A 13,283-nucleotide genomic window follows, 5' to 3' on the forward strand; every position below is an offset into this window, starting at 1 on the left:
TGTCAGTCGATACAAATGTATCTGACACACCGCTATCGCGAGCAGGCTCACTCCTACAGGGGACGGTATTCCAAGGCATAAAAAAACGCCGCGCATCTCACGATGGGCGGCGTTTTCTATTGCTTTGTAACGTTAGGCTTGAACGACCGGAATCTTGGCGTTCGCAGCAGCTTCACGGAACTCGGCGATCTGGTCGAAGGACAGGTAGCGGTAGACATCGGCCGCCATGCTGTCGATCTTGCCAGCGTATTCCATGTACTCCTCGACGGTCGGCAGGCGACCCAGGATCGAAGCCACGGACGCCAGCTCGGCCGAAGCCAGGTAGACGTTCGCGCCGTCGCCCAGACGGTTCGGGAAGTTACGGGTCGACGTCGAGACCACGGTGCTGTTCGGCTCAACGCGTGCCTGGTTACCCATGCACAGCGAGCAGCCTGGCATTTCCATGCGTGCGCCGGCCTTGCCGTAGATGCCGTAGTAGCCTTCTTCGGTCAGTTGGTGAGCGTCCATCTTGGTCGGCGGCGACAGCCACAGACGGGTAGGCAGCTGACCCTTGACCTGATCCAGCAGTTTACCGGCAGCGCGGAAGTGACCGATGTTGGTCATGCACGAACCGATGAACACTTCGTCGATCTTCTCGCCAGCCACGCTGGACAGCAGACGGGCGTCGTCCGGATCGTTCGGCGCGCACAGTACCGGCTCGTTGATGTCGGCCAGATCGATTTCGATGACTTCGGCGTATTCGGCGTCGGCATCGGCTTCCATCAGCTCAGGGTTGGCGATCCAGGCTTCCATCGCTTGCGCGCGACGTTCCAGGGTACGCGCATCGCCGTAGCCTTCGCCGATCATCCAGCGCAGCAGGGTGATGTTGGACTGCAGGTACTCGGTGATCGACTCTTTCGACAGCTTGATGGTGCAACCGGCAGCCGAACGTTCGGCCGAGGCGTCGGACAGTTCGAACGCCTGTTCCAGGGTCAGACCTTCCAGGCCTTCGATCTCCAGGATGCGGCCGGAGAAGGCGTTTTTCTTGCCTTTCTTCTCGACGGTCAGCAGACCGTTCTGGATGGCGAAGTAAGGAATGGCATGAACCAGGTCACGCAGGGTGATGCCAGGTTTCATTTTGCCTTTGAAGCGCACCAGGATCGATTCCGGCATGTCCAGCGGCATGACGCCGGTGGCAGCGGCGAACGCGACCAGACCGGAACCGGCCGGGAACGAGATGCCCATCGGGAAGCGGGTGTGCGAGTCACCACCGGTACCTACGGTGTCCGGCAGCAGCATGCGGTTCAGCCACGAGTGGATGATGCCATCGCCCGGACGCAGGGAAACGCCGCCGCGGGTCATGATGAAGTCAGGCAGGGTGTGGTGGGTGGTCACGTCGATCGGCTTCGGATACGCCGCGGTGTGGCAGAAGGACTGCATCACCAGGTCAGCGGAGAAGCCCAGGCACGCCAGGTCTTTCAGTTCGTCACGGGTCATCGGACCGGTGGTGTCCTGAGAGCCGACGGTGGTCATTTTCGGTTCGCAGTAGGTGCCAGGACGAACGCCTTTGCCTTCTGCCAGACCGCACGCCTTGCCGACCATTTTCTGCGCCAGGGTGAAGCCCTTGGTGCTTTCAGCCGGTGCTTCCGGCTTCTTGAACAGATCGAATGCCGGCAGACCCAGTTCGGCACGAGCCTTCTCGGTCAGGCCACGGCCGATGATCAGCGGAATACGACCGCCGGCACGGACTTCGTCCAGCAGCACAGGGGTCTTCATTTCGAAGGTGGTGATGACTTCGTCGGTACCGTGCTTGCAGACTTTGCCAGCGTGCGGGTACAGGTCGATCACGTCGCCCATGTTCATGTTCGACACGTCGAACTCGATTGGCAGTGCGCCGGCATCTTCCATGGTGTTGTAGAAGATCGGAGCGATTTTGCTGCCGAAGCAGAAACCGCCAGCGCGCTTGTTCGGCACGTAAGGGATGTCGTCGCCGAAGAACCACAGCACCGAGTTGGTTGCCGATTTACGCGAGGAACCGGTACCGACCACGTCACCGACGTAGGCGATCGGGAAGCCTTGACCGCGCATCTCTTCGATCTGCTTCATCGGGCCGGTCTTGCCTTGCTCGTCCGGAACGATGCCGTCACGGGCCATTTTCAACATGGCCAGGGCGTGCAGCGGGATGTCAGGACGCGACCAGGCGTCTGGTGCAGGCGACAGGTCGTCGGTGTTGGTTTCGCCGGTGACCTTGAATACGCGCAGGCTGATCTTGTCGGCCAGGACAGGACGCTTCTTGAACCACTCGCCGTCAGCCCAGGATTGCAGCACGGCCTTGGCGTGAACGTTGCCGTTCTTGGCTTTTTCAGCCACGTCGTGGAAGGCATCGAACATCAGCAGGGTGTGCTTGAGTTCTTCGGCAGCCACTGGCGCCAGCTCGGCGTTGTCCAGCAGTTCAACCAGAGTCACGATGTTGTAGCCGCCCTGCATGGTGCCGAGCAGTTCTACAGCGCGCTTCTTGTCCAGCAGAGGGGAGGTGACTTCGCCTTTGGCCAGGGCCGACAGGAAACCGGCTTTGACGTAAGCGGCTTCGTCCACTCCTGGTGGTACGCGATTGGTGATCAGGTCAACGAGGAAAGCTTCTTCGCCAGCCGGAGGATTCTTCAGCAGCTCGACCAGGCCTGCAGTTTGTTCGGCGTTAAGCGGCTGGGGAACGATACCCAGGGCTGCACGCTCTTCGATATGTTTGCGGTAGGCTTCAAGCACAGTTATTACCCTCATCAGTGGTCCCAAATGGGTGTCCGGGACGCTCATCCCGAAATTGCCGTACTCATGCACCGCACGACGTTGTGGGTCGTTTGGCCAGAATTACCGGCAATTCCTTACAGAAGCTGCTTTCAAAGTTTTACGCCTGCAGAACGGGGAGCTGATGAGGGTTGGCGTTGGGCTTTTCCCCGCTGGAAAAACCCTTCGCCAACACCGCTCTGAAGGAACGACTGTGCTCGTGACGCTTTGAAAACAGCTTCTAACGGACATTGGCGCCTTAAAAGGCTGGCTGATTCTACGGCAAAAAAAATTTAAAGGTAAGTCGCGCTCTATTGGACTTTGGTGGCGTTGTGCGCGGGCGAGGCAAACCGCGAGCCAGCGCTTGCCCCTGACGTTTGAGGGGTGATCAATGCCCGACAAAGGGCTAACATGCCGGCCTGTTCCGCGTTTCAGTGTTTTGCCAATTTATGCCCAATCAGACCATCAAGACCCCCTGCGTCGGCCTCTGCTCCACTGTTTACGGAGATCTGGTGTGCCGTGGCTGCAAGCGTTTCCACCACGAAGTGATCCACTGGAATGGTTACGGCGAGGAGGAAAAGCGTGCGGTGTGGTTGCGTCTGGAGCAATTGCTGTCACAAGTGATGGCGAGCAAGGTCGAGATCTTCGATTCGGCGCGCCTGCGCCAACAGCTGGAACAGCGCAAGATCCGCTTCGTGCCGCATCAGTCGGAATATTGCTGGGCCTATCAGCTGATTGCGCGCGGGGCGCGGGTGATCATTAATCTGGAAGCCTACGGGATGGTGTTGCTGCCGGAGTTCCGCGACTGGAACCTGCCGGCGTTGCGCGATGCCATTGATCGGGAATTTTTCCTGCTGTCGGAAGCGCATTATCAGCGCTACATCGCCCCTGGCTTCCTCAAGGACGTCTTTGGCGCCTGAAGATCAAAAAGCTTCGCGAGCAAGCCCGCTCCCACAGGAGATTGCATTCCAAATGTGGGAGCGGGCTTGCTCGCGAAGACTGACTTTCAAACGCCGCAGTCCTTAATGCTTCACTGCCAACTCCACCAGATGATCCTCAACCTCCTGCGGCTTGAGCACCAGCACGTCGCTTTCCAGCGCATCCAGCACCACTTCGGCGGTATTGCCGATCAGTGCGCCCGACAACCCGGTGCGCGCCACGGTGCCGATCACGGTCACTGCCGCCTGCAGCTTGTGCGCCATGAACGGAATCAGCACATCCGCCGGGCCTTCCTCGATGTGCAGGTGTTCGTCGTCCACATCGAACTCGGCCTGAAACGCTTTGCACTGTTCGCGGTATTTCGCCTCGATGGTTTCCTTGAGTTGAAAGGTCGGATCCGCTGCCGAGAGCATGGGTGACGGATGCGCCGTGATCACATGCAGATGCGCCTTGGCGAGGCTGGCAATGTCGTAGCCGTGATCAATGATCGTGGTGTGCAAATGCCGGTGTTCGCCATCGGCATTGCCCACGTCCACGGCCGCAAGAATCACCCGGTCTTTCCAGGAAGTGGATGTTTTTACCAATAGCACCGGGGTCGGGCAGTGCCGCAGCAGTTTCCAGTCCGCCGGGGTCAGCAGGGCCTTTTTCAGCGCACTGTCGGGATAGTGCTGCTTGACCACCAGCCCGCAGCCTTCGGCCTGCTGCACATCGATGATGGTTTCATGCAGGCTCTCGTTCCACGCCTGTTCGGTGGTCGCGCTGTAGCCATCCGCCAGCAGCGCGGCTTTGAGCACGCCGAGCATGCCGGCGTGGTCGTGCTTGCGGTCGCACACCAGCAGGTGCAGATGGGCCTGGGTCACGCCGGCGATCAACTTGGCGCGCTTGAGCGCCAGGCTTTCCGAATGTTCGGGTTCGATGACCACCAGAATGCTGCGAATGGCTTGCATGAGCGGAGTCTCCAGCAAAGAAAAGGCACGGCGTTGCACAACTATAGTTGCTGCTCATGCGCCTGCGACTTGATACATATCAACGCCTGCGACTGGTGGTCTGCGGGCAGGCCGGTATAATCGGCGGCCTTTGCTCGTACACCTTTTACCGTGAGCCCCATGATCCTTCCCGAAATCCACGAATTCCTTGGCTGCCGCACGCCCGACGCCTGGGTCCAGGCGGCACTGGCCGATCAGGAAACCCTGCTGATCGACCACAAGAACTGCGAGTTCAAGGCCGCCAGTACCGCGTTGAGCCTGATTGCCAAGTACCATTCCCACGTCGACCTGATCAACATGATGTCGCGTCTGGCCCGGGAAGAACTGGTGCACCACGAACAAGTCATGCGCATCATGAAACGCCGCAAGATCGAGCTGCGCCAGTTGCACGCCGGGCGTTACGCCTCGGGCCTGCGCAAAGTGGTGCGCAGCCATGAGCCGGTGAAACTGGTGGATACCCTGGTGGTCGGCGCATTTATCGAAGCGCGCAGTTGCGAGCGTTTCGAAGCGCTGGTGCCGCATCTGGACGAAGAACTCGGCAAGTTCTATTTCGGCCTGCTGAAAAGCGAGGCGCGGCACTTTCAGGGTTATCTGAAACTGGCTTACCAGTACGGCGACGCGAAGGACATCGCTCAGGTGATCGACAAGGTGCGTGCGGCCGAGCAGGAGCTGATCGAGTCGCCGGATGAAGAATTCCGCTTTCACAGTGGTGTGCCGGCCGCGGCCTGAAACACAAACTGTTAAAAACTCTTAAGAGTATGAAATATCACCGAAAACCGGCCCCTGCGGCCGGTTTTTGCTGGCCGAAACAACGCCTCGCCGACGAATCCCGCCATACTGTCGCCCACTTCACACATGGGTTGGCAGACGGTCGTTATGGATAACCTGGGTTTTGGCAAAGTCCTGCTGGTCGAAGACGATGAGCGTCTGGCCACGTTGATTGCGCACTTTCTCGAACAACATGGCTACGAGGTGCGCGCGGTGCATCGCGGTGATCTGGCAGTGGCCGCGTTTCTCGAGTTCCAGCCCAAAGTGGTGGTGCTCGACCTGATGCTGCCGGGGCAGAGCGGCCTGCACGTGTGCCGGGAAATCCGCAGCGTGTCGGACACGCCAATTGTCATCCTTACCGCCAAGGAAGACGACCTCGACCATATTCTCGGCCTGGAATCCGGCGCCGACGACTACGTGATCAAACCGATCAAACCGCCGGTACTGCTCGCTCGGCTGCGCGCCTTGCAGCGGCGGCAGATGCCGGAAGCCGGCGTGGTCAGTGCGCTGGAGTTTGGGCGCTTGAGCATCGATCGCAGCTGTCGCGAAGTGCGTCTGGCCGGCGAGATCATCGAAATGACCACCATGGAATTCGAGCTGCTGTGGTTGCTGGCCAGCGCCGCCGGCAAGACCCTGTCCCGCGATGACATCCTCAATCGCATGCGCGGTATCGCTTTTGACGGGCTCAACCGCAGCGTCGACGTGTACATCAGCAAGTTGCGCAACAAACTCAAGGACAACCCACGCGAACCGGTGTGCATCAAGACCGTGTGGGGCAAGGGGTATCTGTTCAATCCGTTCGCGTGGGAGCTGTAGATGCTGCGGTTATTCCTCGGGCTGTTTCTGGTGATGACGGTGGGCCTGGTCCTGGCCCTGCAAACTGTCGAGCGTACGTTCGATGCCTTGCTCGACTATCAGATGCAGGACTACAACCGCGAGGCGGTGCGTGGTCAGGCCTGGACGCTGGGGGAGTTGCTGCGCAACCTCGACAGCCCGGCCCGTGAAAAACAATTGCAGGCCCTGCGCCCGCACTATGGCCTGGGGTTGACCTTGGTCGACGCCGATCAACTGGCGCTCAGCGACGAGGAAAAAGCCGAGCTGGCTCAAGGCTTGCTGGTGATCCGCGACAAATACACCCAATACATTTCAGCCATCGACGGCGGCTCGCAACTGCTCAGCATTCGCTTGCCCGCCGAACCCAGCCTGATGCCGTTCTACATTGCCGGTGCCTACTTGATGATCGCCGTGCTGATCGGCTGTGTGTTGTTTTTCTGGGTGCGTCCGCACTGGCGCGATCTGGAAAAACTGCGTCTGGCCGCCGAGCGCTTTGGCGACAACGACCTGTCGGTGCGCATTCAACTGTCCAAGCGCTCGAACATTCGCGATCTGGCTGAACACTTCAACCTGATGGCGGCGCGCATCGAGAGTTTGATCGCCAATCAGCGTGAGCTGACCAACGCGGTTTCCCACGAACTGCGCACGCCGATTGCGCGATTGTCGTTCGAACTCGACCAGCTCAAGCAGCAACCGGACGCCAGCCAGAACCGCGAACTGATCGCCGACATGTACGCCGACCTTGGCGAACTGGAAGAAATGGTCTCCGAGCTGCTGACCTACGCCAGCCTCGAACGCGGCGCGACGGTGATCAAGTGCGAAAACATTCAAGCCGCCAACTGGCTCGACAGCGTGGTCGGCAGTGTGGCGCTGGAGGCGGAAGCGGCGGGGGTGCAGTTGCTGATTGGTGATTGCCTGCTCGACACCGTACGCATCGAGCCGCGCTTTATGGCGCGCGCAGTGATCAATCTGCTGCGCAACGCCATTCGTTATGCCGAGCGCCGTGTCGAGGTGACGCTGGTGCGCAGCGGCGATTACTACGAAGTGCGGGTCAACGACGACGGCCCGGGTGTGCCGGTGGAAGGTCGAGAGAAGATCTTCGAGCCGTTCTCGCGGCTGGATGCCAGTCGCGATCGGCGTACCGGTGGGTTCGGCCTGGGTCTGGCGCTGGTGCGGCGGGTGTCGCAGTCTCATGGCGGGCAGGTCGAGGTCGGGGAATCAGTGTGGGGTGGGGCGTCGTTCCGGATGACCTGGGCGCATCTGGACTGATTTGTGTAGACAGGTTGGGCCCTATCGCGAGCAGGCTCACTCCTACATTTGGAATGCATTCCCTTGTAGGAGTGAGCCTGCTCGCGATAGGGCCATCAATCACAACACCCCCCCTGTCATTTGACCAACCCCAACCGCTCATGCCACTGCGCAATCGACTCCTCGGGATACACCGCAAACTGCTTGTCCTTGGGCTTCGCATCCACCTCGACCCAGGGCGCCTTCGACCCCAGCATCAAATGCGTGTGCTGCGGCGGCACCGGCAGTGGCGTATCGATGGCCGAGGCAAATGGATGAATCAACTCCGGCCATTCCGGGCTGAACAGCCACAAACCACTGCCGCACTGTGAGCAGAAATGCCGCTCGGCGGTGCTGCGATGGGCACGTTTTTCACCTGCTTCCTTCATCTTCGCGTGGTAGATGCTGATGTGCTTGCGCCCCTGAATCTTGAGGCTGGCCGCATCGCCACCGAGGTTGATCGCATAGCCGCCACCGCCCTGAGTCTTGCGGCAGATCGAGCAGTAGCAGCGTTGATAGGGGTAGGGATGGGCGCTGGTCAGGCTGAAAGTGACGGCGCCGCAGTGGCAGGAGCCTTCGAGGTGCATGTTGGGCCTCCGGTTGGCTGAAGTGGGTGCGGTTGAGCCTAGAAGATTTGTGGTGATCATGTTGACGCCTTCGCGAGCAAGCCCGCTCCCACAGGGGAACGCATTTCAAAGTGTGGGAGCGGGCTTGCTCGCGAAGAACGATAACGCGGTGCCACTGGACGCCTGCTCAAGGCCCGGTCAGCATGTCCCAAAAAAAGGCACCCCAACCCATGCGAAGACTCCCCTCACTGGCCGCCCTGCGAACCTTCGAATGCGCCGCCCGCCACGCGCATTTCGGCCGGGCTGCCGCCGAGTTGTGCGTCACCGACAGCGCGGTCAGCCACCAGATCCGTCAGCTCGAAGAGCAGCTCGGCGTCTCGCTGTTCATCCGCGAAGGCCGGCAGATTCGCCCGACCATCGCCGCCGGACGCTTGATGCAAAGCCTGCAACAGGCCTTCGAACTGATCGGCGAGGCCTGCGATGAACTGCGCGATCCTTCCTCGCTGGCGGTGTTGCGCCTGGCGGTCACCGCCGAGCTGGCGCAAAAGTGGCTGATGAACCGCCTCACCGATTTCTACGCACGCTATCCGCACATCACCCTGCATCTCTACGAACAGCCGATCGACGCCAGCGCGCCGGGCGAAGACATCGACCTGGCGATCACCTACGGCACCGGCCCGGTGGACAGCAGCGCCTACTTCGTACGGCCGTTACCAGCGCTGCAATTTTTCCCGGTGTGCAGCCCGGGGCTGTTCAACCAGGGCACTCTGAAAACCCCCAAGGACCTGGCCCGTCATTGCTTGCTGCACGACGATCAGGACGGCAAGACCTGGACCGCCTGGCTCACCAGTCACGCCGGTGATCTGCGCCCGCAGCGCCAGTTGTATTTCGCTCACGCCGGTCTGGCGCTGGAAGCGGCGGCACAGGGGCAGGGTGTGGCGATGGGCGACAACCTCACCGCGCAGGAGGACTTGCTGAGCGGGCGGCTGGTGCGGCCGTTCGCATCGAGCATGACCGCGCTCGGCCAATACGCGCTGGTCTGCGAGCGGCTGCGCCTGGAGCGGCCGGCGGTGGCGCAGATGCTTGAATGGTTCAACGATCAACTGGCCGATTGATGAGTTGAATTCAACTGTTCCGCAATATTCATCGTTGGCGGGCCAGCCGTCCGCGATCGTAGCCTGTGGTCATTCCCAACCCCAAGACGAGGTTTGACCATGGCACGTTTGCTCGACTCCACCCCCAAGCGCGACGGCTTCCGTCTGCCCGGCGAATTCGAAGCCAAGTCCGGCTGCTGGCTCGGCTGGCCGGAGCGCACCGACGTGTGGCGCAACGGCGCGAAACCGGCGCAGAAAGTCTGGGTGCAGATCGTCACCGCCATCGCGCAGAGCGAACCGGTCACCGTCTGCGCCTCCGCCGCGCAATTCGCCACCGCCCGCCGCCAGTTGCCGCCGCAAGTGCGCGTGGTCGAGATGACCTGCAACGACACCTGGTTCCGCGACAGCGGTCCGTGCTTCGTGGTCAACGACCAGAGCGGCGAAGTGCGCGGCGTCGACTTCGAATTCAACGCCTATGGCGGCCTCGACGGCGGGCTGTACTACCCGTGGGACAAGGACGATCAGATCGCCAGCAAGATCCTCGAAATCGAACGCTTCGACCGTTACCGCGCACCGCTGATAGCCGAACTCGGCGGCATCCAGAGCGATGGCCAGGGCAGCATCCTCACCACCGAACAGTGCCTGCTCAACCGCAATCGCAACCAGCATCTGGGCAAGGACGAGGTCACTCGACGCCTGACCGATTACCTCGGCGCCGAACAGGTGATCTGGCTGCCACGCGGCTGCAAGTTCGACGAGACCGATGGCCATGTCGATGACCTCGCCTGCTTCGTGCGCCCCGGCGAAGTGGTGCTGCAGTGGACCGACAACCGCGACGATCCGCAATGGGAAATCTATCAGGAGGCCTACGACATCCTGCGCAGCATCCGCGACAGCCGTGGTCGCGAGTTGATCGTGCATAAACTGCCGCAACCGGACGTGCTGGAGTGGACCGCTGAGGAAGCCGAAGGCCTCGATCAGCAGGACAGCACGCACACCCGTCAGGCCGGCACCCAAATCTGTGCGTCGTATATCAACTACTACGCCGGCAACAGCTCGATCGTGGTGCCGCTGTTCGGTGATCGCAACGATCAGGTGGCGCTGGCGACCCTCGCCGAACTGTTCCCGCAGCACAAGATCGTCGGCATCGAAAACTCCCGGGAAATCCTCCTCGGTGGCGGCAACGTCGCGTGCATCACCATGCCGCAATACGCCGGCACGTCTAATCGCAAGGGGGTGTGATGATGGGCCTGCACAAACTGACTCAAGCGTTATTGCTGGTGCTTGCACCCCTGTGTGTGCAGGCCGCCGACCCCGCCAGACCGGTGGTCAATCTGTATATCTGGGGCGAGTACCTGGCCCCGGATACGCTGAAGAACTTCGAGGCGCAGACCGGTATTCAGGTGGTCGCCGATCACTTCGATTCGCTGGAAACCGTGGAGACCAAACTGCTCACCGGACGCAGCGGGTATGACCTGGTACTGACCGCCGGCCAGCACCTGTCGCGGGCCATTGAAAGCGGTGCGATCCAGCCGCTGGACAAGGCCCGGGTGCCGCACTTTGCCGGGGTTGGCGAGGAGTTCCGCCAGCACATGGCGGTGTTCGATCCGGGTAACCGTTACGCCGGGATCTACGCCTGGGGCACAACCGGCGTCGGCTATCAGGAGCAAGCGATCAAGCAGCGTTTACCAGAAGCGCCGACCGACAGCTGGGCGATGCTGTTCGACCCGGCGGTGGTGGCGAAATTTGCCGATTGCGGGGTGAGTCTGCTCAACGACCCGAACGAAGTGTTCGCGGCGGTCATGAAGTACCTGGGCCTGGACATCAACCGGCAGAACCTTGATGACTTGAAACTCGCCGAGCAGCAACTGGCGAAGATCCGCCCGTACATTCGCTACTTCGACAACGACCTGAACATCAGCGACCTGGCCAACGGCAACACCTGCGTGGCGATGTCGTGGAATGGCAACGTGGCGATTGCAGCGGGGCAGGCGCAAGCGGCGAGCAAGCCGTTCCAGCTCAGTTACCGCATCCCCAAAGAAGGCACGTTGATCTGGTTTGACGCCATGGTCATTCCCAAGGATGCGCCGCATCCTCAGGCCGGGCTGGCGTTGATGGATTACCTGATGACGCCTGAGGTGATCGCGCCGATCACCGACACCATCCACTACGCCAATGCGATCACGGCGGCGGATGGTCTGGTGGATGTATCGATCCGTAATGATCCGGGGACGTATCCGTCGGAGGCGGTGCGGGCTTCGCTGTACAGCAAGAATGACAATGGCAAGGCGTTCAATCGGGCTTTGATTCGGGCGTTCAGCAAGTTGAAATCCGGCCTCTGAAAAGCCAACCCTCACCCCAGCCCTCTCCCGGAGGGAGAGGGAGCCGACCGAGGAGTCTTGCGTAATACATTGACCTGAAAATCCTGGGCGACTATGGATTCGCAGCAGCTATTACAGGTCGGCAAACATCTCCAGTCTCCCCCAGTCAGTTCCCTCTCCTGGAAGGACAGGGAGCCAACCGGGGCGACTATGGATTCACAGCCGCTATTTCAGGTCGGCGGATATCTCCAATCTCCCCCAGTCAGTTCCCTCTCCCTCCGGGAGAGGGCTAGGGTGAGGGCAGCGGTTTTGGCACGCGCCACAAATACCACGCCGCCACCGTCCGATACGGACTCCACGCCAGGCCGATCTCGATCATCTGCCTGCGCGTCGGCTGTACCTCCAGCGCCTTCAATCGGCGATAGCCCTCGCGCACGCCAAAATCATCCGCCGGCAGAATATCCATGCGCTCCAGGCTGTAAATCAGCAGCATCTCCACGGTCCAGCGGCCAACCCCGCGCAGGCTGACCAGGCGTTCGATCAGCGCTTCATCGTCCATCGCCAGCGCGGTGGGATAATCCGGCACCATACCGTCCAGCGTTGCCCGGGCGATGCCCTGAATGGTCGCAATCTTGCCCGCCGAAAAACCGCAACCGCGCAGTTGATCGAAGTCGGTCGCGAGAATCTGTTCAGGCCGGGGAAACGTCTGCCCCGGAAACAGCGCCACCAGACGCCCGACAATCGCATCCCCGGCCTTGGCGTGCAGTTGCTGATAGGCAATCGCCCGCACCAGCGATTCGTAAGGGTCACGCGCCGGGTGCGGTTGATGCAGGCACTGGCCGACGGCTGCAACGTGGCGCTGCCAGTCCTCGTTGAGCGCGGCCAGAAATTCGCTGGCCGCCTGATAACGATCCGGCATGCTATTTCAGCAGTCCGTTGACTTCGCCGTAGGTCAGCGCCTTCAGGTCGTGGGTGTCGAGCTTGCCGCTGACGAGGAAGCTTTTTACCAGCGAACCCATCGCGCCGTAGAGGAACTCGGCGATCCCGGACCCGGCGCTCAGGCGCCGCACGCCCAAAGCTTGCAGCTCGGACGGCGAGGGCAGGCAGGCGAAGCCGAGCACGTTCACCGGCAGTGACGTGCCCTTGCAGATTGCCTCGATTTCATAAGCGGCGGTCACGCCAGCGGCAAACAAGCCATCGGCCCCGGCGGCCTGGTACAACGCTGAACGGTGCAGGGTTTCGGCGACGCGATCCTCGGCCGGTACCAGGCCCTTGAGGTAGACGTCAGTGCGCGCGTTGATGAACAGCTTCACACCACGCTTCTGAGCGACTTGCCGCGCCACTTCAATCTTGCGCGCCAACAGCTCCGGGGCGCCGCTGCCGTCCTCGATATTGATCCCGACCGCACCGGCGGCGAGCACCGCGTCGACCACTTCGGCCACACGGCCAAGGTCATCCGAATAACCCGCCTCGATGTCCACGCTCAGCGGCACCTGGATCACCCGCGCGATGGATTCCACGGTTGAAATCAGCCGTTCGAGGGGCAAGGTGTTGCCGTCTGGATAGCCATGCGCCCAAGCGACTGCCGCGCTGCTGGTGGCGACCGCTTGCCCACCCGCGTGCTCGACCAGCCGCGCGCCGGTGGCGTCGGCGACGTTGGTCAGGATCAGCAGACCTTCCTGGTGTAACTGGTGAAACCGAGTGTCGAGCGCGTTCATCGAAATCCCT

At 61.1% G+C, this 13,283-nt stretch carries 12 protein-coding genes; 7 read left to right on the plus strand and 5 right to left on the minus strand.

Annotated features, from left to right (window positions below):
- Positions 1-132: 132 nt before the first annotated feature.
- Positions 133-2,742, minus strand: coding sequence for a bifunctional aconitate hydratase 2/2-methylisocitrate dehydratase (gene acnB, locus ACOYXI_RS02790; protein WP_027613175.1), 2,610 nt, complete (start codon positions 2,740-2,742; stop codon positions 133-135).
- A 467-nt stretch (positions 2,743-3,209) separates the two neighbouring features.
- On the opposite strand from acnB, the gene ACOYXI_RS02795 reads away from it, so the two are divergent.
- Positions 3,210-3,680: a DUF1289 domain-containing protein gene (locus ACOYXI_RS02795; RefSeq protein ID WP_098968254.1), complete on the plus strand. Its 471-nt coding sequence runs from the start codon at positions 3,210-3,212 to the stop codon at positions 3,678-3,680.
- 102 nt (positions 3,681-3,782) lie between these two features.
- Here the strand turns inward: ACOYXI_RS02795 and ACOYXI_RS02800 are convergent, their stop codons facing one another.
- Positions 3,783-4,646, minus strand: a complete 864-nt coding sequence (locus ACOYXI_RS02800) for a universal stress protein (RefSeq protein WP_098968255.1) — start codon at positions 4,644-4,646, stop codon at positions 3,783-3,785.
- A gap of 159 nt (positions 4,647-4,805) precedes the next feature.
- On the opposite strand from ACOYXI_RS02800, the gene ACOYXI_RS02805 reads away from it, so the two are divergent.
- The 3 genes from ACOYXI_RS02805 (at position 4,806) to ACOYXI_RS02815 (ending at position 7,556) form a co-directional block, all read left to right on the plus strand.
- On the plus strand, positions 4,806-5,414 hold the full coding sequence (locus ACOYXI_RS02805; RefSeq protein WP_007965776.1) for a MiaE family protein: 609 nt from the start codon (positions 4,806-4,808) through the stop codon (positions 5,412-5,414).
- Between the two features lie 147 nt (positions 5,415-5,561).
- Positions 5,562-6,269, plus strand: coding sequence for a response regulator (locus tag ACOYXI_RS02810; protein ID WP_027613172.1), 708 nt, complete (start codon positions 5,562-5,564; stop codon positions 6,267-6,269).
- Positions 6,270-7,556 carry an ATP-binding protein gene (locus ACOYXI_RS02815; RefSeq protein ID WP_225138635.1) on the plus strand — a complete coding sequence of 429 codons (1,287 nt, stop codon included), beginning with the start codon at positions 6,270-6,272 and terminating at the stop codon, positions 7,554-7,556.
- Positions 7,557-7,672: 116 nt separating this feature from the next.
- On the opposite strand, the gene ACOYXI_RS02820 is transcribed toward ACOYXI_RS02815, so the two are convergent.
- On the minus strand, positions 7,673-8,161 hold the full coding sequence (locus ACOYXI_RS02820; protein ID WP_115990096.1) for a GFA family protein: 489 nt from the start codon (positions 8,159-8,161) through the stop codon (positions 7,673-7,675).
- Between the two features lie 209 nt (positions 8,162-8,370).
- On the opposite strand from ACOYXI_RS02820, the gene ACOYXI_RS02825 reads away from it, so the two are divergent.
- From ACOYXI_RS02825 to ACOYXI_RS02835, 3 genes are all read left to right on the plus strand, one after another.
- Positions 8,371-9,255, plus strand: coding sequence for a LysR substrate-binding domain-containing protein (locus tag ACOYXI_RS02825; protein ID WP_098968259.1), 885 nt, complete (start codon positions 8,371-8,373; stop codon positions 9,253-9,255).
- 99 nt (positions 9,256-9,354) lie between these two features.
- Positions 9,355-10,476: an agmatine deiminase gene (aguA, locus tag ACOYXI_RS02830; RefSeq protein WP_210559202.1), complete on the plus strand. Its 1,122-nt coding sequence runs from the start codon at positions 9,355-9,357 to the stop codon at positions 10,474-10,476.
- Positions 10,477-10,478: 2 nt separating this feature from the next.
- Positions 10,479-11,576, plus strand: coding sequence for an extracellular solute-binding protein (locus tag ACOYXI_RS02835; protein ID WP_461675536.1), 1,098 nt, complete (start codon positions 10,479-10,481; stop codon positions 11,574-11,576).
- Between the two features lie 268 nt (positions 11,577-11,844).
- Here the strand turns inward: ACOYXI_RS02835 and ACOYXI_RS02840 are convergent, their stop codons facing one another.
- Both ACOYXI_RS02840 and ACOYXI_RS02845 read right to left on the minus strand, forming a co-directional pair.
- Positions 11,845-12,474 (minus strand): DNA-3-methyladenine glycosylase family protein, encoded by a 630-nt coding sequence (locus tag ACOYXI_RS02840; RefSeq protein ID WP_461674272.1) that lies wholly within the window; start codon positions 12,472-12,474, stop codon positions 11,845-11,847.
- 1 nt (position 12,475) lies between these two features.
- Positions 12,476-13,273 (minus strand): isocitrate lyase/PEP mutase family protein, encoded by a 798-nt coding sequence (locus ACOYXI_RS02845; protein WP_134786091.1) that lies wholly within the window; start codon positions 13,271-13,273, stop codon positions 12,476-12,478.
- Positions 13,274-13,283: the final 10 nt, after the last annotated feature.

This window comes from Pseudomonas sp. G3-19, from assembly GCF_054855875.1.